Origin of the sequence: Neisseria chenwenguii (assembly GCF_002216145.1) — a bacterium.
Classification (GTDB): Bacteria; Pseudomonadota; Gammaproteobacteria; order Burkholderiales; family Neisseriaceae; genus Neisseria; species Neisseria chenwenguii.
Window position 1 is genome coordinate 2,471,881 of sequence record NZ_CP022278.1, and the last position, 24,564, is coordinate 2,496,444.

20 protein-coding genes, 2 tRNA genes and 3 rRNA genes are annotated in these 24,564 nt (G+C 53.9%); 7 read left to right on the forward strand and 18 right to left on the reverse strand.

The window, feature by feature from the left end:
- Window positions 1-32: 32 nt before the first annotated feature.
- The 7 genes from BG910_RS11920 to BG910_RS11950 form a co-directional block, all read right to left on the reverse strand.
- On the reverse strand, window positions 33-1,376 hold the full coding sequence (locus BG910_RS11920) for an aldehyde dehydrogenase family protein (protein ID WP_089037036.1): 1,344 nt from the start codon (window positions 1,374-1,376) through the stop codon (window positions 33-35).
- Between the two features lie 326 nt (window positions 1,377-1,702).
- Window positions 1,703-2,845, reverse strand: coding sequence for a 5-(carboxyamino)imidazole ribonucleotide synthase (locus tag BG910_RS11925; protein WP_089037037.1), 1,143 nt, complete (start codon window positions 2,843-2,845; stop codon window positions 1,703-1,705).
- A gap of 44 nt (window positions 2,846-2,889) precedes the next feature.
- Window positions 2,890-3,621: a type II toxin-antitoxin system death-on-curing family toxin gene (locus BG910_RS11930; RefSeq protein ID WP_089037038.1), complete on the reverse strand. Its 732-nt coding sequence runs from the start codon at window positions 3,619-3,621 to the stop codon at window positions 2,890-2,892.
- Between the two features lie 67 nt (window positions 3,622-3,688).
- Window positions 3,689-5,164, reverse strand: coding sequence for an anthranilate synthase component I (trpE, locus tag BG910_RS11935; RefSeq protein WP_089037039.1), 1,476 nt, complete (start codon window positions 5,162-5,164; stop codon window positions 3,689-3,691).
- 154 nt (window positions 5,165-5,318) lie between these two features.
- Window positions 5,319-5,744, reverse strand: a complete 426-nt coding sequence (locus BG910_RS11940) for a hypothetical protein (protein WP_089037040.1) — start codon at window positions 5,742-5,744, stop codon at window positions 5,319-5,321.
- A 96-nt stretch (window positions 5,745-5,840) separates the two neighbouring features.
- Window positions 5,841-6,731 (reverse strand): acetylglutamate kinase, encoded by an 891-nt coding sequence (gene argB / locus BG910_RS11945; protein WP_089037041.1) that lies wholly within the window; start codon window positions 6,729-6,731, stop codon window positions 5,841-5,843.
- A gap of 35 nt (window positions 6,732-6,766) precedes the next feature.
- The gene (locus BG910_RS11950) at window positions 6,767-6,955 is read right to left on the reverse strand and encodes a hypothetical protein (protein ID WP_089037042.1); all 189 of its coding nucleotides are present in this window, start codon (window positions 6,953-6,955) and stop codon (window positions 6,767-6,769) included.
- A gap of 27 nt (window positions 6,956-6,982) precedes the next feature.
- Here BG910_RS11950 and BG910_RS11955 point away from each other — a divergent pair, with 27 nt between their 5' ends.
- From BG910_RS11955 to BG910_RS11980, 6 genes are all read left to right on the forward strand, one after another.
- Window positions 6,983-8,113 carry a M14 family metallopeptidase gene (locus BG910_RS11955; protein WP_089037043.1) on the forward strand — a complete coding sequence of 377 codons (1,131 nt, stop codon included), beginning with the start codon at window positions 6,983-6,985 and terminating at the stop codon, window positions 8,111-8,113.
- Between the two features lie 342 nt (window positions 8,114-8,455).
- Entirely contained in the window at window positions 8,456-9,310 is an 855-nt protein-coding gene (gene lgt / locus BG910_RS11960) for a prolipoprotein diacylglyceryl transferase (RefSeq protein WP_089037044.1), read from the forward strand.
- 68 nt (window positions 9,311-9,378) lie between these two features.
- Complete coding sequence (locus BG910_RS11965; protein ID WP_089037045.1) at window positions 9,379-10,044, forward strand: alpha/beta hydrolase; 666 nt, start codon at window positions 9,379-9,381, stop codon at window positions 10,042-10,044.
- Window positions 10,045-10,224: 180 nt separating this feature from the next.
- Window positions 10,225-11,178: a tRNA 2-thiocytidine(32) synthetase TtcA gene (gene ttcA / locus BG910_RS11970; RefSeq protein WP_089037046.1), complete on the forward strand. Its 954-nt coding sequence runs from the start codon at window positions 10,225-10,227 to the stop codon at window positions 11,176-11,178.
- Window positions 11,179-11,307: 129 nt separating this feature from the next.
- On the forward strand, window positions 11,308-11,790 hold the full coding sequence (locus tag BG910_RS11975; RefSeq protein WP_089037047.1) for a DUF456 domain-containing protein: 483 nt from the start codon (window positions 11,308-11,310) through the stop codon (window positions 11,788-11,790).
- A 324-nt stretch (window positions 11,791-12,114) separates the two neighbouring features.
- A complete protein-coding gene (locus BG910_RS11980; RefSeq protein WP_089037048.1) occupies window positions 12,115-13,278 on the forward strand; it encodes an NAD(P)H-dependent flavin oxidoreductase in 1,164 nt (387 codons plus the stop codon).
- Between the two features lie 122 nt (window positions 13,279-13,400).
- On the opposite strand, the gene BG910_RS11985 is transcribed toward BG910_RS11980, so the two are convergent.
- The 7 genes from BG910_RS11985 to BG910_RS12015 all read right to left on the reverse strand — a co-directional run bounded on the left by BG910_RS11985 (window position 13,401) and on the right by BG910_RS12015 (window position 20,079).
- The gene (locus tag BG910_RS11985) at window positions 13,401-13,871 is read right to left on the reverse strand and encodes a type IV pilin protein (protein WP_089035780.1); all 471 of its coding nucleotides are present in this window, start codon (window positions 13,869-13,871) and stop codon (window positions 13,401-13,403) included.
- A 210-nt stretch (window positions 13,872-14,081) separates the two neighbouring features.
- The gene (locus BG910_RS11990; RefSeq protein WP_089035781.1) at window positions 14,082-14,387 is read right to left on the reverse strand and encodes a ComEA family DNA-binding protein; all 306 of its coding nucleotides are present in this window, start codon (window positions 14,385-14,387) and stop codon (window positions 14,082-14,084) included.
- A gap of 437 nt (window positions 14,388-14,824) precedes the next feature.
- Window positions 14,825-14,938, reverse strand: a 5S ribosomal RNA gene (gene rrf / locus BG910_RS11995).
- A gap of 110 nt (window positions 14,939-15,048) precedes the next feature.
- A 23S ribosomal RNA gene (locus BG910_RS12000) occupies window positions 15,049-17,936 on the reverse strand.
- 331 nt (window positions 17,937-18,267) lie between these two features.
- Window positions 18,268-18,343, reverse strand: a tRNA-Ala gene (locus BG910_RS12005).
- A 28-nt stretch (window positions 18,344-18,371) separates the two neighbouring features.
- A tRNA-Ile gene (locus tag BG910_RS12010) sits at window positions 18,372-18,448 on the reverse strand.
- A gap of 90 nt (window positions 18,449-18,538) precedes the next feature.
- Window positions 18,539-20,079 (reverse strand): 16S ribosomal RNA (locus BG910_RS12015).
- The 16S, 23S and 5S rRNA genes sit together here with 2 tRNA genes alongside, the layout of an rRNA operon.
- 395 nt (window positions 20,080-20,474) lie before the next feature.
- Here BG910_RS12015 and coaBC point away from each other — a divergent pair.
- Window positions 20,475-21,659, forward strand: a complete 1,185-nt coding sequence (gene coaBC, locus BG910_RS12020; RefSeq protein WP_089037049.1) for a bifunctional phosphopantothenoylcysteine decarboxylase/phosphopantothenate--cysteine ligase CoaBC — start codon at window positions 20,475-20,477, stop codon at window positions 21,657-21,659.
- Window positions 21,660-21,839: 180 nt separating this feature from the next.
- Here coaBC and BG910_RS12025 read toward each other — a convergent pair whose 3' ends face one another.
- The 4 genes from BG910_RS12025 to BG910_RS12040 are packed head-to-tail and all read right to left on the reverse strand — an operon-like array spanning window position 21,840 to window position 24,319.
- Window positions 21,840-23,027, reverse strand: a complete 1,188-nt coding sequence (locus tag BG910_RS12025) for a molybdopterin molybdotransferase MoeA (RefSeq protein ID WP_089037050.1) — start codon at window positions 23,025-23,027, stop codon at window positions 21,840-21,842.
- A complete protein-coding gene (mobA, locus tag BG910_RS12030) occupies window positions 23,024-23,608 on the reverse strand; it encodes a molybdenum cofactor guanylyltransferase MobA (protein WP_089037269.1) in 585 nt (194 codons plus the stop codon). The genes BG910_RS12025 and mobA overlap by 4 nt, the downstream gene beginning before the upstream one ends.
- Window positions 23,605-24,069, reverse strand: a complete 465-nt coding sequence (locus tag BG910_RS12035; protein ID WP_089037051.1) for a molybdenum cofactor biosynthesis protein MoaE — start codon at window positions 24,067-24,069, stop codon at window positions 23,605-23,607. The genes mobA and BG910_RS12035 overlap by 4 nt, the downstream gene beginning before the upstream one ends.
- Before the next feature lies 1 nt (window position 24,070).
- Window positions 24,071-24,319, reverse strand: a complete 249-nt coding sequence (locus tag BG910_RS12040; protein ID WP_089037052.1) for a MoaD/ThiS family protein — start codon at window positions 24,317-24,319, stop codon at window positions 24,071-24,073.
- Window positions 24,320-24,564 lie beyond the last annotated feature (245 nt).

The following is a 24,564-nucleotide window of genomic DNA, read 5'->3' on the forward strand; positions in this document are numbered from 1 at the left end:
CAGGGGGACATGGTTTTCAGACGGCCTTTTCTTTATTTCTGCCAATACGTTTTGACGTTTACAAATTCATACAGCCCGAATTCCGACAATTCCCGCCCGTAGCCCGAATTTTTTACCCCGCCGAAGGGCAGGCGCAGGTCGCTGCTGGTGTGGCGGTTGATAAATACCGAACCGGCTTCAATTTTTTCGGCCAAATGCCAAGCGCGTTTGGTGTCGGCGGAATAAATGGCGGCGCCGAGCCCGAAGGGCGTGTCGTTGGCCAGCGCAACGGCGTGGGCTTCGTCTTTTGCGCGCAGGATCATGGCGACGGGACCGAAAACTTCTTCGTGATACACGCGGCAGGCGGGGTTGACTTCATCCAAAACAGTGGCAGGATAAAACCACCCTATCCCTACAGGAATTTCGCCGCCAATCAGACACTTTGCGCCGTTTTCGACGGCGTTTGTTACCTGATCATGCACATTTTCGCGCAAATCGGCGCGGTGCAGCGGCGCGAGCGTGGTTTCGGGCGATTTCGGGTCGCCGCTTTTGAGTTTGGCACATTCGTTTAAAAACAAAGCGATAAATTCATCCGCCACCGCCCCGGTTACGATAATGCGCTTGGCAGCGTTGCACGACTGCCCCGCATCGCGGAAACGCGAATAGCAGGCTTCTTTGGCAGCCTGCGCCAAATCGGCGTCGGGCAGAACGATAAAAGCGTTACTGCCGCCGAGTTCCAACACGGTTTTTTTGATGTGCGCACCCGCGTGGGCGGCGAGCAGGCGGCCGGTGGCGGTTGAGCCGGTAAACGCCAGCGCGTCGGTGTATTCGATGGCTTTGAGCGTGTCGCCGTGGTCGAGCCACGCAGGTACGATTGGCAGCTCGCTGCCGACCAGGTCAAACAGCGCGGCGCTGACTTTGGCCACGCTGGGCGCGGGTTTGACCGTGCAAGCATTGCCTGCGCACACCGCAGGAACGGCGAAACGCAACACCTGCCACACGGGATAATTCCACGGCATCACGGCAAACACCGAACCCAGCGGCTCGAAGCGGACCTGACTCAGGCCGGCATGGGTGGCAATGGTTTTGTGCGCCAGCAATTCGGGCGCAAGGCGGGCATAGTAGCGGATGAGCTCGACCGATTTTTGCAGCTCGGCACGGCATTCGTGCAGGCAGCGGCCGACTTCTTCGCATACCATTTCCGCCAGCATTTCTTTGGCCTCGTCCAAACGGGCGGCAAAACGGTTGAGCCGCACCGTGCGCTCGGTTACAGACAACGCTGCAAACGCCGCCTGACGCGCGTTCAAATCATCGAGTTTGGCGGCAAACGCCGCCCAAGTTTCTGCCTCGCGGCGGTAAAATTCCTGCCCGTTTGCGGCGTTGGTGCTGACAAACACGGTTGTTTCCTTTATATGTATTTTATTTTTAAGAGATAAAAATCATGATGCCGTCTGAAAATATAGTAAATAAAATAAGCAAGATGCAAGGCGGCAAGGCGCAGACAGTACGGGTAGTACGGCAAGCTGCAGCCAACGAAGTAGATTTCTTATTTTAATTTACTATAGAAAAGTTTTCAGACGGCCTTTGCAAAAATCAGAACGGCCGTCTGAAACTTTTACAGACATCGTTTTTTGCAGGAACAAGTTTTTCCCTACCCGGACGGCAGCAGTACCGTTTTTTTATTTTACAAAAGGTTCAGACGGCCGAATGCCGTCTGAAAACCCTACTTTTTCAAAACCGTGTGCAGTCGCTGCGCGTTTTGCAAGGCTGTGTCCACGTCCTGCGCCAGCGTGACGAAATGCCCCATTTTGCGGCCTTTACGGGCGGCTTTTTTGCCGTAGAGGTGCAGATGGGAATGCGGGTCGGACTGAAGTGGCAGCCAGTTTGGTTCGCTGCCGTCTCCGCCCCAAACGTCGCCGAGAATGTTCGCCATGCAGCAGGCGGAAAGCAGACGGGTGTCGGCGGGGGGCAGGCCGCACATGATGCGCACCTGCTGCTGGAACTGGCTGGCGGCGCACGCGTCGATGGTGTGGTGGCCGCTGTTGTGCGGGCGCGGGGCGATTTCGTTTACCACCAGCTCGTGCGTGTCGCCGACGACGAACATTTCCACCGCCAGCACGCCGACGTAATCCAGCTCGTCGGCCAAACGTCGCGCCATTTCCCGCGCCTGCTGCTGCACGTCGGCGCTCAGGCGGGCGGGCACGATGGAATAGGCCAGAATGCCGTTTTCGTGGATGTTTTCGGCAGGGTCGAAAGTCTGCACGTTTTCGCTGTTCAGACGGCATACCACCACCGAAATCTCACCGCGCAAATCGACCATTTTTTCCAACACGCAGTCCACGCCGCCGTGTTCGGCAAAGGCCGTCTGAAGTTCGGCCAAGGTTTTCACGCGGATTTGGCCTTTGCCGTCGTAGCCCAGCGTGGCGGTTTTCAGAATGCCGGGCAGAAATTCCGCGCTCGCGTCGCTGATGTCTTCGGGTTTGCAGACGGCTTGATACGGCGCGGTCTGCAAACCGGCTTTGCGTATCCACGCTTTTTCCTGAATGCGGTTTTGCGCAACAGCGACGCAATCGCCGCTCGGCGACACGCGGGTGTGCCGCGCCAAAAAACGCATCGCGTCGGCATTGACGTTTTCAAATTCGGTGGTGACGGCGGCGCATTCCGCCAACTCGTCCAACGCGGCTTGGTCGTCGAACGGCGCGCACAGATGGCGGTTGGCAAATTCCGCCGCCGGCGCGTTCGGGTCGGGGTCGAGCACGGTCACGCGGTAGCCCATGGTTTTGGCGGCAACGGTGAACATACGTCCAAGCTGGCCGCCGCCGAGAATGCCGAGGTTGGCGGGAGGGAGGATGGGGGTGTTTTGCATGGTTTGATTTACTTAGTTAATTATGAACATAATTTTATGAATATTCAGATTTTTGCTAATTTCTTCATTACCTCAAGTCTAAATTTCATAAATTCACTTAAGTCTTCTGAAATCCCTTCCTCTCCATAAAACCTCATGCTATCAATACCATGTTCAGGCGTTAAATTAAGTAATTTTCGTAGTTTGGAAATATATTGAGGATCAAAGTCTTCTCGCCCTTTTTGTCCTTTTTTCTTCACAGTGACACCTTGGATAACACTATTTGTCCTAAGATTTCTTATTTTGTAAACTGCACCATAGTCTAATAAGCCGTAATTGAAATTGGCTAAAATACTTTTTAATCGGTTAAATTTTAAAGGTCTATCACCTTTACTTTGATGGCGAGAATTCGTTTCTAAAAATTCAGCAATGACACTAACTTCATCATTTCGATTTTCACAAATTTCATGCGCAGCAATTTGTCGAGTAAATTCATATAACTCATCGTCAGAGCATCGTTCTAATAATATGCCTAATTCTCCTAAATAATAAATAGTAGAGAGTAATGCTGTTCGTTTATTTCCATTATGAAAAGGATGATTATTGATGATGCTATGAAATAATGCAGCGGCTTTCAGATAAGAAGTATCATACTCTGGGTTTAAATCGGGACGACTGGCAGCAGATTCAATTCCATTCTGACTTTTTACTCCAGGAGGTTGAATTGGATCTTCTAAATTAACAAAATAGTTGGTTAGATAGTCATGGATAAAAATAATAGTATTGGAATTTATCATTTTTGAATTTAATCCTAATATGATTTATTGTTTCAATAAAATTAATGCCGTCTGAAAAAATACACGGTTAGCTGTCCAACCCTTCCTGCACCATCTGCGCCGCGCGCAAAACCGCGCGGGCTTTGTTTTGGGTTTCCTGCCATTCGGCTTCCTCGTCGGAGTCGGCGACGATGCCGCCGCCGCTTTGCACGTAGAGCGTTTGGTCTTTGATGACGGCGGTGCGGATGGCGATGGCCAAGTCCATGTCGTTGTTGAAGCCCCAGCAGCCGACGGCGCCGCCGTAGATGCAGCGTTTGGCGGGTTCGAGTTCTTCGATGATTTCGAGCGCGCGTACTTTGGGTGCGCCGGAGAGTGTGCCGGCGGGAAAGGTGGCGGCGAGGATTTCCATGTTGTTCACGCCGTTTTTCAGACGGCCTTCGACGTTGGAGACGATGTGCATCACGTGGGAATAGCGTTCGATGACCATTTTGTCGGTTACGTTTACCTGCCCGGTTTGGCTGATGCGGCCGACGTCGTTGCGGCCGAGGTCAATGAGCATGACGTGTTCGGCGATTTCTTTGGCGTCGCTGAGCAAGTCCTGTTCGTTGGCAAGATCTTCGGCGGGGGTTTTGCCGCGCAGGCGGGTGCCGGCGATGGGGCGGACGATAACGGTGTCGCGTTCGCGGCGCACGAGGATTTCGGGCGAGGAGCCGACGATGTGGAAGTCGCCGAAATCGTAGTAGAACATATACGGCGAGGGATTGAGCGTGCGCAGGGCGCGGTAGAGCGAGAGCGGGTTGTCGGCAAACGGCAGTTTCATGCGCTGGCTGGGGACGACCTGCATGCAGTCGCCGTCGAGGATGTATTCGCGGATGCGGCGCACGTATTCTTTGTAGCGCGCTTCGCCGGTTTCGTGCTGCGGTTCGGCTTTTGCGCTGCCGAGCGAAAGCGGGATAACCGCGCTTTGGCGCAGCTGTACGCGCAAATCTTCCAGCCGCGCGCGCGCCTGTTCGTAGCCGTCTGAAACGCTCGGGTCGGCATAGACGATCAGGTAGATTTTGCCGCTTAGATTATCGACTACGGCCAACTCCTGCGAGAGCATGAGCAGGATGTCGGGCGTGCCGACGGTATCGGGCTTGCCGCTGTTTTGGAAGCGGTGGGCGAAATGTTCGAAATGGTAGATGGTTTCGTAACCGAAATAGCCGACCAGTCCGCCGGTAAAGCGCGGCAGGCCGGGGATTTCGGGCGTTTTGAAACGTTGGTGGAACTGTTCGATAAAGTGAAGGGGATTGCCGTCGTATTGTTCGGTAATTTCGCCGTTTTGATGGAGATCGACGTGCCGTCCGCTCGATTTCAGATAGGTGGTGCAGGGCAGGCCGATAAAGGAATAGCGGCCGAAACGTTCGCCGCCCACCACGGACTCGAGCAGATAGGTAAACGGCTTGTTCGCCAGTTTGAGATAGAGCGACAGCGGCGTGTCGAGATCGGCCAGCAGCTCCTGCACGAGCGGAATGCGGTTGTAGCCTGCGGCGGCTTGGGCTTGGAATTCTTGTTTGGTAATCATGTTTCAGACGGCCTTCAGACGGATTTTTTCGGCGGTTTTGGCGGTTTTCCGACCGCCTGCTTCGAGCGGAAAAAGTATAGCAGTTTATCGGAATGGTTGACAGTTTGAGACCGTCTGAAAAAAACACCGCCGGGTTAATTTCGGCGGTGTTTTTTTATTTGGCGGGAAAATTCGTGGCGGCCTGCCGCTTGGCGGCGCGGGCGCGTTTGAATTTGTAGAGATAGCCGGCAGCGGCGGGGATCAGGGCGAGGATGATTTTAAACGTCCACGTTACGTACCAGGGTTTGTCAATCGGAGCGGCCTGCGTGTCTATGCCGGCGGCGATCAAATCTTTGACGGCGTACCAGTCAAGCAGCGGCCACCAGCAAACCACCAAAAAGCCGAGAAACAGCGGCCAAACGGTCAGGCTCAGACCGCGTTGCCACAGCACAAAACAGACCACCGCCCAAACCAGCGTCAAGCCGGTGATAAGGAACATGGTGTAGGCGTCGCCCGTCAGGTAGGCGGCGGTAAAATAGGTCAATACCGCCCACAATACTGCCAGCAGTAAAACGATGATTTCTTCGGGGCGTTTGAACATTCTTTTCTCCGGATTTGTTTTTAAGAACTGCCGTTACTATACCCGAAAAGGCCGTCTGAAAACAGGTTAACGGTTTCAGACGGCCTGATTCCCGCGCTATTTGTCGCTGCCCAAAATCATCGAGCCGATGCCCGAATCGGTGAAAATTTCCAGCAAGAGCGCGTTGGGGACGCGGCCGTCAATGATATGGGTGGCTTTCACGCCGTTGACGGCGGCTTCGACAGCGGAACTGATTTTCGGCAGCATGCCGCCGTAGAGCGTGCCGTCGGAGACCAGCTCGTCGATGCGGCCCGGGGTGAGGTTGGTCAGAAGTTTGCCTTCCTTATCCATCACACCGGTGATGTTGGTCATCATCAGCAGTTTTTCGGCGTTTAATTCTTCCGCGAGTTTGCCCGCGACCAAGTCGGCGTTGATATTGAACGCTTCGCCGTGGCGGCCGACGCCGATGGGGGCGACGACGGGAATCTGACCGTTGTCTATCATGCCCTGAATCAGCGTGGTGTCGATGCTCTCGACGACGCCGACCTGGCCGATGTCCACGCCGTTGCGTTCGGGCGTGTTGATAAACAGTTTTTTCGCATGGATAAAATGTCCGTCGCGACCGGTTACGCCCACCGCTTTGCCGCCGTGGGTGTTGATCATCGACACGATTTCTTTGTTGACATGGCCGCCGAGCACCATTTCGACGATGTCCATCGTTTCGGCGTCGGTAACGCGCATTCCCTGTACGAATACGCCCTCCTTGCCGACTTTTTCCAGCATTTCGTTAATCTGCGGGCCGCCGCCGTGCACAATCACGGGGTTGATGCCGACGAGCTTGAGCAAAACTACGTCTTTGGCGAAACCTTCTTTCAGATGCGGTTCGGTCATGGCGTTGCCGCCGTATTTGATGACGACGGTGCAGCCGGAAAAGCGGCGGATATACGGCAGGGCTTCGGACAAAATGCCGGCTTTGACGGCGGGGGAAATTTGTTGGACTTCGCTCATGGCATCTCTCGGATTGTTGACATTTTTCAGACGGCCTATCTTAATCCCAAAGGCTGTCTGAAACAAGACAATCCGCAGGCTGTCCGAATATTCGGGCGCGCGTTAAAAAGGCCGTCTGAAAACGGAAACGGCGTTTTCAGACGGCCTTTGCCGGTTTTTGCAAAGCCGCCGGCGGGCGCGCCTTTCATCATGCGCAGGAAATGCTTTAAAATACGTCCTTTCATTACGCCTGTTTTTTGTTAGGAACGTCCATGTTGAAAATCAGCAGCCAATTCGATGGCGGCGCCGTTACGGTAAAAGATTTGAGTAATCCCGCTGACATCCGCCTCGCCATCCGCGGCGACAACGCTTCGGATTTCGCCCAATGGTTTTACTTCCGCCTGCAGGGCGCGGCCTATCAAAACTGCGTGATGCACTTTGAAAACGCAGCCGACGCCGCCTATCCCTCCGGTTGGGAAGACTATCAGGCCGTCGCCTCTTACGACCGCCAAAACTGGTTCCGCGTGCCGACCCGCTACGAAAACGGCGTTCTGACCATAGACCACACCCCGCTTTCCAACAGTGTTTACTACGCCTATTTCGAACCCTATTCCCACGAGCAACACCTTAATTTACTCGGCGACGCGCAAGGCAGCGGCCTTTGCCAGATCGAGGATTTGGGCAGCACCGTGCAAGGCCGCGACATCAATCTTCTGACCATCGGCAACCAAGTCGAAAGTGACCTGAAAATTTGGATCATCGCCCGCCAGCACCCCGGCGAAACTATGGCCGAATGGTTTGTCGAAGGCTTCCTCGCCCGCCTGCTCGACCCACAAGACCCCACCGCCCGCGCCCTGCTCGACCGCGCCACATTTTACGTCGTTCCCAATATGAACCCCGACGGCTCCGTACTCGGCAATCTGCGCACCAACGCCGCCGGCGCCAACCTCAACCGCGAATGGCTGGAACCGAGCATTGAAAAAAGTCCCGAAGTGTATTTCGTGCGCGAAAAAATGGAAGCCGTCGGCGTAGATTTGTTTTTGGACATCCACGGCGACGAAGGTTTGCCGTTTGTATTCGTCGCCGGCACCGAAGGCGTGCCCAATTACAATGAGCGCACCGCCGCGCTGGAAGCGCAGTTCAAAACCGCCCTGCTCGCCGCCAGCCCCGATTTCCAAGACGAACACGGTTACCCGAAAGACGCGCCGGGCGAAGCCAATCTGAACATGGCAACGGCTTGGGTCGGCAACCGCTTCAACTGCCTCGCGTTCACGCTGGAAATGCCGTTCAAAGACAACCTCAACCTGCCCGACGACGACTTCGGCTGGAACGGCCAACGCTCGCTGCGCTTGGGCGAAGCGATGGTTTCGGCAGTTTGGAATGTTTCGGATATGTTGCGTTGATGTTTTGATGCAGGACGCAAACGGCGCAGGCTGGGCTTCAGCCCGGCAATGCCTCTAAAAATATCGGTTGAAACTGCTGGGCTAAAGCCCAGCCTACACAGCTTCCCAGTCATTCCGCCAGATAAAAAGGCCGTCTGAAAAATCAGGCTACGCCCGCAGGCTGGGCTCGGTTGGTAAGCCTGCAGAACCATCAGCCCAGCTTTTGTAATAGTCGAACCATCAGGCCGACAAAGACAAAATTATTATTCCCCAAACAAAAAGGCCCCGTCTGAACCCCCGCCCCCACAACTTTTCAGACGGCCTTAAACAAACACCATAAAAACCCCAAAGGACACCCCCATCATGATGATACACCCGCAGTTTGACCCTATCGTTTTCAGTGCAGGCCCGCTGGCCGTGCGTTGGTATGCCTTGAGCTACATCGTCGGCTTCATCCTCTTCATCTGGCTCGGCCGCCGCCGCATCGCGCAGGGCAATACCTTGTTTACCAAAGAAATGTTGGACGACTTCCTCACATGGGGCATCCTCGGCGTCATCCTTGGCGGGCGCATCGGCTATGTTTTGTTTTACAAATTTTCCGACTACCTCGCCGATCCCGTGGCCATTTTCAAAGTCTGGGAAGGCGGAATGTCGTTTCACGGCGGCTTTCTCGGCGTCGTCGCCGCCATGATTCTGTTTGCCCGCAAACACCACATGAGCACCTTGAAAGTCATGGACTTCGTCGCCCCGCTCGTGCCGTTGGGCTTAGCTTCCGGCCGCATCGGCAACTTCATCAACGGCGAACTCTGGGGGCGCGTGACCGACATCAACGCCTTCTGGGCGATGGGCTTCCCGCAGGCGCGTTACGAAGACATGACCGCTGCCGCGCACAACCCGCAATGGACGCTGTGGTTGGAGCAATACGGCATGCTGCCGCGCCACCCCTCTCAGCTCTACCAGTTTGCCCTTGAAGGTGTCTGCCTCTTTATTTTGGTGTGGGTATTCTCCAAAAAAACGCGCCCCGACGGCCAAGTCGCCTCGCTGTTTTTGGGCGGTTACGGCTTTTTCCGCTTCATCGCCGAATTCGCCCGCCAGCCCGACGACTACCTCGGCCTGCTCACGCTGGAATTATCGATGGGCCAATGGCTGAGCGTGCCGATGATTGTTTTGGGTGCGATTGGTTTTGTCTATTTCGGCAAACGCAAACAAACCGTATAAAACAGGCCGTCTGAAAACTTCTATCCCTATGTTTTCAGACGGCCTTTTTACAAAAAACCGCTTACCTCATGAACAAACAAACCTTTGAATCCGACGGTAAAACCCTTGCCCTCTACCCGCCGCAATCGCCCGAACTGCCGCTGTTCCTCACCTTCCTCACCCCGCAGGAAGCCGACGCACTTGCCGCGTTGATTGACGGCAAAGCCGCGCTATTGGCGGTGGACGAACCCTTGTGGGAACACGCTTTCACGCCGTGGCCTGCGCCGGCCGCGTTTAAAAAAGCACCCGATTTTAGCGGCGGCGCAGACGCTTATCTGCAATGGCTGACTGAAACCGCCTTATCGCAGGCGCTGGAAACAGGCCGTCTGAAACCGCAATGGAACGCTCTTCTCGGCTATTCGCTGGCCGGTCTCTTTGCTGCCTACGCCGCCTACCGCAGCCATGTTTTTACCCGCACCGCCTCCGTTTCCGGCTCACTGTGGTTTGACGGCTGGACGGATTTTATACAGACAAATCCGCTCTCCCCCCTGCCGCAGAAAGCCTGTTTTTCCGTCGGCGACAAAGAAAAAAACAGCAAAAATCCGCGCATGGCGGTTGTCGAAACCGCCACCCTCGCCACGCAGCAAAACTGGCAGCAGCAAGGCGTTGAATGTGTGTTTGAATTAAACGCCGGCGGGCATTTTGAAAACGTGCCGCTGCGGCTTTATCGGGCGGCAGAATATCTGCTTGGGTGAAAAACCTTTTAAAACCGGTTTTGTCCGCGTTTACGCCTTGATTTTTCAACAAAGATTTCAGGCCGTCTGAAACTTCCGATAATCATCGATCTATTCAGACGGCCTGCAACTTTCCCCGAGCCCCACCCTGTTTTACGCTAAAATAACGCCTTTCCAAACGACCTATTATCCCTACCCGCCATGTCCAAAAAAACCAAACAGGAATTAGAAAACAACAAACTCAGCAAACGCCTGCGCCACGCCGTTGGCGATGCGATCAACGATTTCAACATGATCGAGCCGGGCGACAAAATCATGGTCTGCCTCTCCGGCGGCAAAGACAGCTACGCGCTTTTGGACATCCTGCGCCAGCTCCAAGCCAGCGCCCCGATTGAATTTTCGCTGGTTGCCGTCAACCTCGACCAAAAACAGCCCGGCTTCCCCGAACACGTTTTGCCCGAATACCTCGAAAGCATCGGCGTCGATTACAAAATCGTCGAAGAAGACACTTACTCCACCGTCAAGCGCGTGCTCGACGAAGGAAAAACCACCTGTTCGCTGTGCAGCCGCCTGCGCCGCGGCATCCTCTACCGCACCGCCAAAGAGCTGGGCGCCACCAAAATCGCGCTCGGCCACCACCGTGACGACATCCTTGCCACCTTATTTTTAAACATGTTTTACGGCGGCAAACTCAAAGCCATGCCGCCCAAACTCATTTCCGACAACGGCGAACACATCGTCATCCGACCGCTTGCTTATGTGAAAGAAAAAGACCTCATCCGCTACGCCGAAATGAAAGAATTTCCTATCATCCCCTGCAACCTCTGCGGCTCGCAGCCCAACCTCCAGCGCCAAGTCATCGGCGACATGCTGCGCGACTGGGACAGATGCTACCCCGGCCGCATCGAATCCATGTTTTCCGCCCTGCGCAACGTCGTTCCCTCGCATCTGGCCGACACCGAACTCTTCGATTTCGTCGGTCTCGAGCGCGGGCAAAACTTGAAACACGGCGGCGATTTGGCGTTTGACAGCGAAAGCGTCCCCAAGCGTTTTTCAGACGGCACGGACGACAGCGAAGTGCACATCGAAACCAAGCCCGAACGCAAAGTCATCAACATCCTCGCCAGCAAACCGAAAAACGGTTGCTCAATGTAATCCGCCAAGCAAGAAAATGTAAAATCCAGGCGCAAAGGCTCGGATTTTTATCGGGCGAACCCAAATAGAGTAAAGTTTCCAACCGCCGACAAAGGCCGTCTGAAAAACCCACCGCACAAAGGAAAACCCATGACCGCCATCCTCATCACCCTCGGCCTGATTGCCATCCTCGTCGGCCTGCTCGGCATCATCTACCCCGCCATTCCCGGCTTGAGCCTGATGTTCGGCGGCACATGGCTGATTGCCTACGTCGGTGATTACCAAATCTTCGGACAAACCACGCTGATTTTCCTCGCCGTCGTTGCCGCCGTCGGCACCGCGATGGATTACGTTTCCGGCATGCTGGGCGCGAAATATACAGGCGCGAGCAAACTGGCAGTGCGCGGCGCATTCGCCGGCGGCATCGTCGGCGCATTCTTCTCCCTCCCCGGCCTACTGCTCGGCCCGCTTACCGGCGCAGCCGTCGGTGAATTTCTCACACGGCGCGATATGCTCAAAGCCGGCAAAGTCGGGCTGGGCACGTTTATCGGCTTCATCATCGGCACCATCGCCAAAATCGGCTGTGCGATTACAATTGTGCTGACGCTGCTGACCGTTTGGATCGTGAGCTAGTTTTAAGGTTTGCGGAACAAAAACAGATGCCGTCTGAAAACTTCAGACGGCATTTCAATTATTTCAAAAACCGTAGGCTGCGGTGTATCGGTAACACAAAATCAGCCGAAAAAAGCAGAAATAGAAATCTCAGATCTTTTCAAAAATTACGACCCGTCTTGTTTCCCTCTAACTGATTAATTTCTTTATCTTTTCTATTATTAAGACTAAAAAACTATATTTTTACTCTAATTTTTGTCATTTTTAGAGTATAATTCCTAAAAGTTCAAAACACACTTCCTGCATACACTTCAAACCTGCTTTACCCGACAAAGGAAACTCCCAATGCAACACGATTTCGCCCCCTTGAATATCCGCGGAAAATCCCTGATTCCCATCGTTCAGGGCGGTATGGGTGTCGGCGTTTCCGCCTCACGCCTCTCGGGCGCAGTAGCGCGTGAAAACGGCATTGGCACAATCGCCAGCGTGGATTTGCGCCATCTTCACGACGACTTGCTGGCCGAGTCCAAAATCAATCCGAACGAAGAAAAATACACAAAACTCAACCGTATCGCGCTCGACCGCGAAATCCAAAAAGCGCGCGAAAATTCGGCGGGCAACGGCCTGATTGCGGTGAACGTGATGAAGGCGCTGAAAGACCATGCTGCGTATGTCCGCCAAGCCTGCGAATCGGGCGCAGATGCGATTGTGATGGGTGCAGGGCTACCACTGGATCTGCCTGAGATGACCGAAGGTTTCCACAAAGATGTGGCGCTGCTGCCGATTTTGTCGGAATCACGCGGCATCAATATCGTGCTGAAACGCTGGATGAAAAAAGGCATTCTGCCCGACGCGATTGTGATCGAACACCCCGCCCACGCCGCCGGCCATTTGGGTGCGGCGACGGTGGACGGCGTGAACGACGCCAAATTCGACTTCAAGCGCGTGATTGAAGAGACGATGGAAGTGTTTAAAAACCTCGGTTTGGAAAGCGAAAAAATCCCGCTGATTCTCGCCGGCGGCATGGCGAATTTTGAAAAAGTCAAAACCGCGCTGAAAACTTGGGGCGCAAACGCCGTGCAGATCGGCACCGCTTTTGCCGTGACCGAAGAAGGCGATGCGCACTTAAATTTCAAAAAAACGTTGGCCGGCGCGGAAACGGAAAAAGTGGTCGAATTCATGTCGGTGGCCGGCCTACCCGCTCGCGGCGTGCGCACCAAATTCCTCGACAGCTACATCAAACGCGAAACCAAACTGCAATCTGCCGCCAAAGCCGACCCGCGCCGCTGCACGCAGGGGCTGAACTGCCTCACCAGTTGCGGCCTACGCGACGGCCTGCCGAAAGCAGGGCAATTCTGTATCGATATCCAGCTCTCCGCCGCCTTCCGCGGTGAAGTGGATAAAGGATTGTTTTTCCGTGGAAAAGACCCGCTGCCGTTCGGCCAGGCCATCCGCACCGTTCAGGAAACCATCCAGTATTTGCTCAACGGCAGAATGCCTGCGTTGTAAGTATAAAAAAATTAAGCATAGCATATTTAAATATAGACGTAAGCCGTAGAAATTACCGGTCTAAAACGGGGGTACCCGTTTTGGGCTGTTTTTTACAAAGCCCCCCACCTTCATCCAAGGCTTTACCCGAAAGGCCGGCACTCCTTATCCCCGCCCCCGCCGAAATACGCCTTCCCGTCCGTACACCGGCTGTCCGAACGCCCGCACAACACCGCCGACAAACCCCCGTCCAGCTTCAGCACCCGCGGTTCGCCCTCATGATCCTTCGCCACCGCCTTCAGCATAAACTTATCCGCCCGCGCCCCACGCGGATTTCCGTTTAAACGGATACAGAATCCGCCCGCCTCCTTAACCGGCAACTCCGGCCAGGTCGTCGAATTCGCCTTAAAACTCCCCCGCTGCGCATAAAACCGCTCCATAAACTGCGCATTCTCCAACAGCGCCGCATGGGCAGCCCGCAGATTCGCAGCACGGACATGATCCCGATAGAGCGGATAGGCAACCGTCGCCAAAATGCCGGTAATGGCCAGCGTGACCAACAGTTCCGTCAAGGTAAAGCCGGAAAGCCGTGTTTGCGGATGAATCTGTTTCATTGTTTCCCTTTTGTCTACTTTGCCGTGTGCCGTTTTACTATAACAGACATGGAAATAACTTCGGTTGCCGTCTGAACCGTTTCAGACGGCATCAGGTATTCCGTATTTCTAACCGACTACCGGAACTTTGACCTTTTTTCCGTCCCGCAGATGCAGCAAAGGCCGCCCGACCCCGTTTCCGGTTTCAGACGGCCTCCGGCAGGATCTGCCCTATTTCTTCACCACCGGCTGTTTCACTGCCGGTACGGCTGCCTTCTTCGCAGGCGCACCGCCAACCGCCACCTCGGCCTTCAGCTTCGCAAAAATGCCTTCGCCGATGCCTTTGACGTTCTTCAGCTCGTCCACACTCTTAAACTGTCCGTGCTGACTACGGTAGGCCACAATCGCCTTCGCTTTGGCCGGACCCACACCCGGCAGCGTTTCCAGCTCGGCCTCACCCGCAGTATTGATGTTGACTGCCGCCAGCGACAGCGCTGTACCCAATGCCGCTACCGCAGCAAAAATGAATTTTTTCATGATTTTTTTCCGTTTCCTGTGAAATCCGTAATGTCCAAACACTCACCGCATCCGCCCAACCGCCGGCTGTTTTTCCGCGGCTGCACCGATGCACCAGTCGTTATGATAAATAACTTTCCACGCCGTTTTAAACCCTTTCTGATTATCGTGGCATTTATAGTCATCAAATGTTTCATCCGAACAACACCGGAACCGTTTGTCTTTTTCCCTTATCTGCATTCCCGTCCGCCCCTCACTCTCTTCTCACTCACTTTCCCTTCCTACAGCCCTCCCTTTCCTGACTGACAGCACAACCCCTTCCTCCCCCATCGGCTACCCCTTACCCGCTCTTATCCGCCTCCCCTGCATCGCCTCTTTTGCACCCTCTCTTTGTTTTCTCCACCGTTTGCTCCGTCCAAAAACAAAGCCCCCGACATCGTCGGGGGCTGGGAATGGGTGTTTGGCAGTGACCTACTTTCACATGGAAGAACCACACTATCATCGGCGCTGAGTCGTTTCACGGTCCTGTTCGGGATGGGAAGGCGTGGGACCAACTCGCTATGGCCGCCAAACTTAAACTGTACAAACCGGTAAAGCCGCAATCCCTCAGGATTGGCAAATCAACTGTATGGTGATGATCAAATCATCAGTAAGCTTTTATCTCTGAAATTCTTCAAATGATAGAGTCAAGCCTCACGAGCAATTAGTATCGGTTAGCTGCACGCGTTACCGCGCTTCCACACCCGACCTATCAACGTCCTGGTCTCGAACGGCTCTTCAGGAGGGTTATACCCTCAGGGAAGTCTCATCTTCAGGCGAGTTTCGCGCTTAGATGCTTTCAGCGCTTATCTCTTCCGAACTTAGCTACCCGGCAATGCGACTGGCGTCACAACCGGTACACCAGAGGTTCGTCCACTCCGGTCCTCTCGTACTAGGAGCAGCCCCCGTCAAACTTCCAACGCCCACTGCAGATAGGGACCAAACTGTCTCACGACGTTTTAAACCCAGCTCACGTACCACTTTAAATGGCGAACAGCCATACCCTTGGGACCGACTACAGCCCCAGGATGTGATGAGCCGACATCGAGGTGCCAAACTCCGCCGTCGATATGAACTCTTGGGCGGAATCAGCCTGTTATCCCCGGAGTACCTTTTATCCGTTGAGCGATGGCCCTTCCATACAGAACCACCGGATCACTATGTCCTGCTTTCGCACCTGCTCGACTTGTCGGTCTCGCAGTTAAGCTACCTTTTGCCATTGCACTATCAGTCCGATTTCCGACCGGACCTAGGTAACCTTCGAACTCCTCCGTTACTCTTTGGGAGGAGACCGCCCCAGTCAAACTGCCTACCATGCACGGTCCCCGATCCGGATCACGGACCTGGGTTAGAACCTCAAAGACACCAGGGTGGTATTTCAAGGACGGCTCCACAGAAACTGGCGTCTCTGCTTCTAAGCCTCCCACCTATCCTACACAAGTGACTTCAAAGTCCAATGCAAAGCTACAGTAAAGGTTCACGGGGTCTTTCCGTCTAGCAGCGGGTAGATTGCATCTTCACAACCACTTCAACTTCGCTGAGTCTCGGGAGGAGACAGTGTGGCCATCGTTACGCCATTCGTGCGGGTCGGAACTTACCCGACAAGGAATTTCGCTACCTTAGGACCGTTATAGTTACGGCCGCCGTTTACTGGGGCTTCGATCCGATGCTCTCACATCTTCAATTAACCTTCCAGCACCGGGCAGGCGTCACACCCTATACGTCCACTTTCGTGTTAGCAGAGTGCTGTGTTTTTAATAAACAGTCGCAGCCACCGATTCTCTGCGACCCTCCAACGCTTACGGAGCAAGTCCTTCACGTCAGAGGGCATACCTTCTCCCGAAGTTACGGTATCAATTTGCCGAGTTCCTTCTCCCGAGTTCTCTCAAGCGCCTTAGAATTCTCATCCTGCCCACCTGTGTCGGTTTGCGGTACGGTTCTGATCCAACTGAAGCTTAGTGGCTTTTCCTGGAAGCGTGGTATCGGTTACTTCTTGTCCGTAGACAATCGTCGTCACTTCTCGGTGTTATGAAGACCCGGATTTGCCTAAGTCTTCCACCTACCGGCTTAAACAAACTATTCCAACAGTTTGCTAACCTAACCTTCTCCGTCCCCACATCGCATTGAATCAAAGTACGGGAATATTAACCCGTTTCCCATCGACTACGCATTTCTGCCTCGCCTTAGGGGCCGACTCACCCTACGCCGATGAACGTTGCGTAGGAAACCTTGGGCTTTCGGCGAGCGGGCTTTTCACCCGCTTTATCGCTACTCATGTCAACATTCGCACTTCTGATACCTCCAGCATGCTTTACAACACACCTTCTTCGGCCTACAGAACGCTCCCCTACCATGCCTTGCGGCATCCGCAGCTTCGGTTACAGATTTGAGCCCCGTTACATCTTCCGCGCAGGACGACTCGACCAGTGAGCTATTACGCTTTCTTTAAATGATGGCTGCTTCTAAGCCAACATCCTGGCTGTCTGGGCCTTCCCACTTCGTTTACCACTTAATCTGTCATTTGGGACCTTAGCTGGCGGTCTGGGTTGTTTCCCTCTTGACAACGGACGTTAGCACCCGCTGTCTGTCTCCCGAGGAGCAACTTGATGGTATTCTTAGTTTGCCATGGGTTGGTAAGTTGCAATAACCCCCTAGCCATAACAGTGCTTTACCCCCATCAGTCTCATACTCGAGGCACTACCTAAATAGTTTTCGGGGAGAACCAGCTATCTCCGAGTTTGTTTAGCCTTTCACCCCTATCCACAGCTCATCCCCGCATTTTGCAACATGCGTGGGTTCGGACCTCCAATACCTGTTACGGCACCTTCATCCTGGCCATGGATAGATCACTCGGTTTCGGGTCTACGCCCAGCAACTAGTCGCCCTATTAAGACTCGGTTTCCCTACGCCTCCCCTATCCGGTTAAGCTCGCTACTGAACGTAAGTCGTTGACCCATTATACAAAAGGTACGCAGTCACGGAACTTGTCCGCTCCCACTGTTTGTATGCATCAGGTTTCAGGTTCTGTTTCACTCCCCTCCCGGGGTTCTTTTCGCCTTTCCCTCACGGTACTGGTTCACTATCGGTCGATGATGAGTATTTAGCCTTGGAGGATGGTCCCCCCATCTTCAGACAGGATTTCACGTGTCCCGCCCTACTTTTCGTATACCTAGTACCACCGTTGAAATTTCGAATACGGGACTGTCACCCACTATGGTCAAGCTTCCCAGCTTGTTCTTCTATCTCAACGGCTATCGTATACAGGCTCCTCCGCGTTCGCTCGCCACTACTTGCGGAATCTCGGTTGATTTCTTTTCCTCCGGGTACTTAGATGGTTCAGTTCTCCGGGTTCGCTTCTCCTACCCTATGGATTCAGGTAGGGATACTGCACCGAATGCAGTGGGTTTCCCCATTCGGACACCACCGGATCATAGCTCTATTGCCAGCTCCCCGATGCTTTTCGCAGGCTTACACGTCCTTCGTCGCCTATCATCGCCAAGGCATCCACCTGATGCACTTATTCACTTGACTCTATCATTTCAAGAACCTCTCTGACTCCGCTTTCGTTCCCGTTGACTAGGCAACTTGGCTTGAAGTCTTTACTTTGATAAAGCTTACTGCTTGTTGTGTCTTAACCCTGCCTTTTGTGTTTCAGGGTTAAGTCGATACAATCATCACCCAAATACTGTGGTTTGCTTCTCCAACCTGCCTGCTTTTGCAAACAGAATCTTCAAATCAAACCGACATTGTCTTTGTTTGTTGATTTCGGCTTTCCAATTTGTTAAAGATCGATGCGTTCGATATTGCCATCTACTCCGCAAATCAAAACAGACTCTTCAATCTGCTTTGATTTGGGAAGTAATGGTGGAGGCAAACGGGATCGAACCGATGACCCCCTGCTTGCAAAGCAGGTGCTCTACCAACTGAGCTATGCCCCCAGTGTACTACCTTCCGGCTGCCGTCTTGTGGTGGGTCTGGGAGGACTTGAACCTCCGACCCCACGCTTATCAAGCGTGTGCTCTAACCAGCTGAGCTACAAACCCAAGGTCCTTGACCGTACCATGCGGTACCGTCCTGCATCTTCTATACAGTTTACCGATAAGTGTGGATGCCAAAACCCCTTCTTTCTCTAGAAAGGAGGTGATCCAGCCGCAGGTTCCCCTACGGCTACCTTGTTACGACTTCACCCCAGTCATGAAGCATACCGTGGTAAACGACCTCCTTGCGGTTAGTCTATCTACTTCTGGTATCCCCCACTCCCATGGTGTGACGGGCGGTGTGTACAAGACCCGGGAACGTATTCACCGCAGTATGCTGACCTGCGATTACTAGCGATTCCGACTTCATGCACTCGAGTTGCAGAGTGCAATCCGGACTACGATCGGTTTTGTGAGATTGGCTCCACCTCGCGGCTTGGCTACCCTCTGTACCGACCATTGTATGACGTGTGAAGCCCTGGTCATAAGGGCCATGAGGACTTGACGTCATCCCCACCTTCCTCCGGCTTGTCACCGGCAGTCTCATTAGAGTGCCCAACTTAATGATGGCAACTAATGACAAGGGTTGCGCTCGTTGCGGGACTTAACCCAACATCTCACGACACGAGCTGACGACAGCCATGCAGCACCTGTGTTACGGCTCCCGAAGGCACTCCTCCGTCTCCGAAGGATTCCGTACATGTCAAGACCAGGTAAGGTTCTTCGCGTTGCATCGAATTAATCCACATCATCCACCGCTTGTGCGGGTCCCCGTCAATTCCTTTGAGTTTTAATCTTGCGACCGTACTCCCCAGGCGGTCAATTTCACGCGTTAGCTACGCTACTAAGGCATCAAGTGCCCCAACAGCTAATTGACATCGTTTAGGGCGTGGACTACCAGGGTATCTAATCCTGTTTGCTACCCACGCTTTCGGGCATGAACGTCAGTGTCATCCCAGGGGGCTGCCTTCGCCATCGGTATTCCTCCACATCTCTACGCATTTCACTGCTACACGTGGAATTCTACCCCCCTCTGACACACTCTAGTCCGCCAGTTCAAAACGCAGTTCCCAGGTTGAGCCCGGGGATTTCACATCTTGCTTAACGAACCGTCTGCGCCCGCTTTACGCCCAGTAATTCCGATTAACGCTCGCACCCTACGTATTACCGCGGCTGCTGGCACGTAGTTAGCCGGTGCTTATTCTTCAGGTACCGTCATATGCCCGGGGTATTAGCCCAAACCCTTTCTTCCCTGACAAAAGTCCTTTACAACCCGAAGGCCTTCTTCAGACACGCGGCATGGCTGGATCAGGCTTGCGCCCATTGTCCAAAATTCCCCACTGCTGCCTCCCGTAGGAGTCTGGGCCGTGTCTCAGTCCCAGTGTGGCGGATCATCCTCTCAGACCCGCTACTGATCGTCGCCTTGGTAGGCCTTTACCCCACCAACCAGCTAATCAGACATCGGCCGCTCGAATAGCGCGAGGTCTTGCGATCCCCCGCTTTCCTTCTCAAAGCGTATGCGGTATTAGCCATCCTTTCGGACAGTTATCCCCCACTACTCGGTACGTTCCGATGCATTACTCACCCGTTCGCCACTCGCCGGCAGAAGTGCAAGCACTCCCCCGCTGCCGTCCGACTTGCATGTGTAAAGCATGCCGCCAGCGTTCAATCTGAGCCAGGATCAAACTCTTATGTTCAATCTCTAACTTTTTAACTTCTGGTCTGCTTCAAAGAAACCGACAAGATTTTTTTCTTGCCTGTCTTTCAAACAGTGTGGGGCCCAAGCACCCACACTTATCGGTAATCTGTACTGTTAAAGAACGCTTCCGGACCAAACTCCGGCCCGAAAAAACCGCTGCAAAAGCAGCGAAGAACCGAACTATACACACCCCCACCACTCAGCGTCAACCATAATTTCAAAATTATTTTACAAAAACTAGGAAACTTATGTTTTAAAAGAAATTTAAATTTCCATTTTTTAAAATTTCTTAGAATAAGCAGCCAAACCGGATTTCCCAGTTAATCTCCACGATAAAAAATCCGTGCTATGATTTGGCCGTTTTTCAGCAATTTCCAACGTACTATATATTAAATGAACAACAAACACATCCTATTAGGCATAAGCGGCGGCATTGCAGCGTATAAATCCTGCGAACTCGTCCGCCTACTGAAAAAGCAGGGGCACAACGTTACCGTTGCCATGAGCCGTTCGGCGGCTGAATTTGTAGCTCCGCTGACGTTTCAGGCTTTGAGCGGCAATCCCGTTTTGACCGATACGCATCACAACGAATCAGGTGGCAACGGCATGGCACACATCAACCTGACGCGCGAAGCCGATATTTTTCTGATTGCGCCTGCCACCGCCAATACCATTGCCAAAACCGCCAACGGCATTGCCGACAATCTGCTGACCAATCTTGCCGTCGCGCGCAAATGTCCGATGGCGGTTGCGCCTGCGATGAATGTAGAAATGTGGCACAACCCCGCAAACCAACGAAATATCAAACAACTGATTTCAGACGGCATTACCGTTTTCCAACCCGCTTCAGGCGAACAAGCCTGCGGTGAAACCGGCGTCGGGCGGATGCTTGAGGCTGCCGAACTCGCCGACTTGCTGCCCGACTTATGGACGGAAAAACGCCTGCAAAACAAAAAGATTCTGATTACCGCAGGCGCGACTTTCGAAGCCATCGACCCCGTGCGCGGGATCACCAATATTTCCAGCGGACAAATGGGCATGGCCCTCGCCCGCGCCTGTCGTGCCGCCGGTGCGGAAGTGACACTGATTTACGGACAACTGCAAACCGCCCTACCCGCCGCGCTTTACCATGCCGAACAGGCCATCAGCGCCGATACCATGTATCAGGCGGTACACAAGCATATCGGCGGGCAAGACGCATTCATTTCCGTAGCCGCCGTCGCCGACTATAAAGTCAAAAACAGCAGCAGCCAAAAGCTGAAAAAAGACGGTTCGGGCACGCCACCCGTTATCGAGCTTGCGGAAAACCCCGACATTCTCGCTTCCGTCGCCGCCCTGCCGAATCCGCCTTTCTGCGTCGGTTTTGCCGCAGAAAGCGAAAACGTCTTGGAATACGCCCGCGCCAAGCGCCTGCGCAAAAACATTCCGATGCTGGTGGCGAACCAAGTTTCTCAAACGATGGGAAAAGCGACCAACCAAATTACCCTTATTGATGATGCACAGGAAACTTCATTTCCCGAAAGCAGCAAACAGCAGGCCGCGGAAGAAATTGTCAAACGCTTGGCCGAACTGCTTTAAACTTTTTAATTTCAGCAAATCAACGCATCAAAAAAACCGGATTTATCCTTACCCTAAATCCGACTGTTTTGTTGAATGTCATCCAAATCGTTATCAATCACCCGTAAATATCCTCCCCGAGCATCTATAAGGCCGTCTGAAAATTAATTCAGACGGCCTTTTTTTCATTTAAACAAAACCCTACTTCGGCAACAGATAAATCCTCACCAAATCCCCCTCGTTTACCGTTTCCCCCGCGGGCACTTCGCACAGGGCTTCGGCTTCGCAGCAGGTGGCAAGCATGGCGCTGCCTTGATTGGGGAGCAGGCGGGCGGTGGTTTTGTGGTCGTTTGTCAAGACGACGCGCAGGAATTCGCGGCGTTTGATGGCTTTTTTGGTGGTAAACGCGGCGGTGGTACGGATTTCTTGCAAACCGTCGCCGTTGCCGCCGGCCATTTTGTTTAAGGCGGGCAACAGCAGCATATGGGCAGTCACGAAAGCAGCGACTGGGTTACCGGGCAGGATGAAGATGTCGGCGCGGCCGATGCGCCCCCAGGCGAAAGGTTTGCCGGGTTTGATGGCGACGGAGTGGGAAGTCAGTTCGCCCGCGCGTTCGACGGTTTGTTTGAGGTAATCGGCTTCGCCGACGGAAGCGCCGCCGCTGGTAATGACGGCGTCGAAATTTTCGGCGGCATTTTTCAGCGCGGCTTCGGTTTTGGCGGGGTCGTCGGGAATGATGCCGCCGTCGCAGACTTCTGCGCCCAGCGATTGCAACCAGGCAATGAGCTGGTAGCGGTTGGCGTCGTAGATTTGGCCGTCTGAAAGTGCTCTACCCGGTTCGGCCAGCTCGTTTCCAGTGGAAAACACCAATACTTTTAATGACTTATAAACTTCCACTTCGGCGTAACCCTGTGAGGCAGCCAAGCCTGAGGCGGCGGTGTTGAGTCTGCTGCCTTGCGCGAGCAGGGTTTGGCCGACTTGGATTTCTTCGGCTTTCAGGCGCATGTTTTGGCCGGCTTTGATGTCGGCGGTTACACGCAAAAGATTGCCGTCGGTTTCGGTTTGCTCCTGCATGACGACGGCGGTGGTATTGGGCGGCAGCGGCGCGCCGGTAAAGATGCGCACGGCTTCGCCCGCGGCAAGCGGGGTTTCGGCGGTATCGCCGGCCTGAATGCGGCTGACGATGGTAAATTCGCGCAGGCCGTCTGAAGGGTCGCAGACGGCGTAGCCGTCCATCGCGCTGTTGTCAAACATCGGGCTGGGATATCTGGCGGACAGCGTTTGCGCGAGGATGCGTCCGGCGGCTTTGGCCAGCGGCAGGGTTTCGGTTTTCAGACGGCATTCACAGCCGGCCAAAAGCTGCACTTTGGCGGTGTCGAAATCAATCATGGCAGGGCTTTCTCCAAATCTTGCGGGGTGTTGTAGTTGTCGAAATCCGCGTCGGCGTCAAAGGCAACGGCGCGGGCGCGCTGCTGTTGAAGCCAGCCGCGTATGGTGCGCATTCCGGCGTAAAGGTAGGGTACGGCGCTTTGCAGAATCTGCGGGCGGATAAACATCACGCTGTAATGCTGCTGCTCGGGCGTCTGCACATAAAATGCGTTGCAAAGCGGCGAGCGCCGTGCGGCTTCGAGAAAACAGGCAACCAGATTGCGCGGCAGTTTGGGTATATCACAGGAGACAATCAGCAGCCAGTCGGCTTTGGCGAGCTGCAAATCGTTGGCGGCGGTGCAGAGCGCGGCCAGCGGGCCGAGATGCTGCCATTGGCGCGCATCGGAAAAAACGTGCGGACTGCGTTCGGAATAACGCTCGAGGTTGCGGTTGGCGCTGATGGCGATGTAGTCGAGCTGCGGGCGGATGCGTTCGATAACGTGATCGACAAGCGCTTTGCCGTGCCATTCCACCAGTCCTTTGTCTTCGCCGCCCATGCGCTTACTCTGCCCGCCGGCCAATACCAATGCGTAGATGCTCATGCGCTGCTCCATTTTTCCAATGCCGTTTGGTCGGTCTTTTTGGCTTCCACCCAGCTTTCGAGGCCGTCTGAAAAAATTTCTTTTTTCCAAAACGGCGCTTCGGTTTTCAAATAATCCATGATGAATTCGGCGGCGGCAAACGCGGCTTTGCGGTGTTCCGACGCCGCCAGTACCAACACAATCTGCTCATTGGCATTCAGACGGCCTACGCGATGGATAACCGTGCAGCCCGTCAGCGGCCAGCGGCTTGAGGCCGTCTGAATGATGCGCGCGATTTCGCTTTCGGTCAGGCCGGGATAGTGTTCGAGAAACATCGCCGAAAGGCGGGTATCGGTATCGTGGTCGCGTACCAACCCGGTAAAGCCGACCACCGCGCCGGTGTTGCCGCCGGCGGCCAACAGCGCGTCGTATTCGGTTTGCAGCGAGAAATCTTGGTTTTGAATGCGGATAATCGGCTGCATTTCAGCCTCCCGTAACCGGCGGCAGCAGGCCGACTTCCGCGCCGTCGGGAACGGTTTCGTCCCAAGCGGCGATTTGTTGGTTAATTGCCAGACGGAACACTTTTCCCTCCGCCAGCGCCGCTTCCCAATCCGCCCCCCGCGCGCGCAGCAGCGCCAGCAGATCGCGCCCGCTGCCGCCCGTCCACTCGATTTGCTCGCGTTCGGTTTGAAGCGATTGTTTTAAAACACCGAAATAAAGGATGGTAATCATGGTTTTGGTTCCGATGGTGGCTGTGTTTGCAGGCCGTCTGAAAACTTCCGTTCAGGCAATTTTTTCAGACGGCCTGTATAATGTTCATATATTTTGAATTTTATCATAACAGAGTTTTACAAAAAATCCTTTTACCTCGGTCAAACAAATCCAAAATTGCTATCTGCTTGAATAGCCCCGCGCTTAATGTTATTTTTCGTAAAAAACACACGGAAACCGCGATGAAAAACCCGTTTGCCAGATTT

Coding starts and splice junctions, on each gene's coding strand:
- BG910_RS11925 (WP_089037037.1), bottom strand. CDS start 2,845: ATGCAAAACACCCCCATCCTCCCTCCCGCCAACCTCGGCATTCTCGGC.
- BG910_RS11990 (WP_089035781.1), bottom strand. CDS start 14,387: ATGAAAAAATTCATTTTTGCTGCGGTAGCGGCATTGGGTACAGCGCTG.
- mobA (WP_089037269.1), bottom strand. CDS start 23,608: ATGAGCATCTACGCATTGGTATTGGCCGGCGGGCAGAGTAAGCGCATG.
- ttcA (WP_089037046.1), top strand. CDS start 10,225: ATGTCCAAAAAAACCAAACAGGAATTAGAAAACAACAAACTCAGCAAA.
- BG910_RS11940 (WP_089037040.1), bottom strand. CDS start 5,744: ATGTTCAAACGCCCCGAAGAAATCATCGTTTTACTGCTGGCAGTATTG.
- BG910_RS12035 (WP_089037051.1), bottom strand. CDS start 24,069: ATGCAGCCGATTATCCGCATTCAAAACCAAGATTTCTCGCTGCAAACC.
- BG910_RS11985 (WP_089035780.1), bottom strand. CDS start 13,871: ATGAAACAGATTCATCCGCAAACACGGCTTTCCGGCTTTACCTTGACG.
- BG910_RS11980 (WP_089037048.1), top strand. CDS start 12,115: ATGCAACACGATTTCGCCCCCTTGAATATCCGCGGAAAATCCCTGATT.
- lgt (WP_089037044.1), top strand. CDS start 8,456: ATGATGATACACCCGCAGTTTGACCCTATCGTTTTCAGTGCAGGCCCG.
- BG910_RS11955 (WP_089037043.1), top strand. CDS start 6,983: ATGTTGAAAATCAGCAGCCAATTCGATGGCGGCGCCGTTACGGTAAAA.
- coaBC (WP_089037049.1), top strand. CDS start 20,475: ATGAACAACAAACACATCCTATTAGGCATAAGCGGCGGCATTGCAGCG.
- BG910_RS11965 (WP_089037045.1), top strand. CDS start 9,379: ATGAACAAACAAACCTTTGAATCCGACGGTAAAACCCTTGCCCTCTAC.
- BG910_RS12025 (WP_089037050.1), bottom strand. CDS start 23,027: ATGATTGATTTCGACACCGCCAAAGTGCAGCTTTTGGCCGGCTGTGAA.
- BG910_RS12040 (WP_089037052.1), bottom strand. CDS start 24,319: ATGATTACCATCCTTTATTTCGGTGTTTTAAAACAATCGCTTCAAACC.
- BG910_RS11930 (WP_089037038.1), bottom strand. CDS start 3,621: ATGATAAATTCCAATACTATTATTTTTATCCATGACTATCTAACCAAC.
- trpE (WP_089037039.1), bottom strand. CDS start 5,164: ATGATTACCAAACAAGAATTCCAAGCCCAAGCCGCCGCAGGCTACAAC.
- argB (WP_089037041.1), bottom strand. CDS start 6,731: ATGAGCGAAGTCCAACAAATTTCCCCCGCCGTCAAAGCCGGCATTTTG.
- BG910_RS11950 (WP_089037042.1), bottom strand. CDS start 6,955: ATGAAAGGACGTATTTTAAAGCATTTCCTGCGCATGATGAAAGGCGCG.
- BG910_RS11975 (WP_089037047.1), top strand. CDS start 11,308: ATGACCGCCATCCTCATCACCCTCGGCCTGATTGCCATCCTCGTCGGC.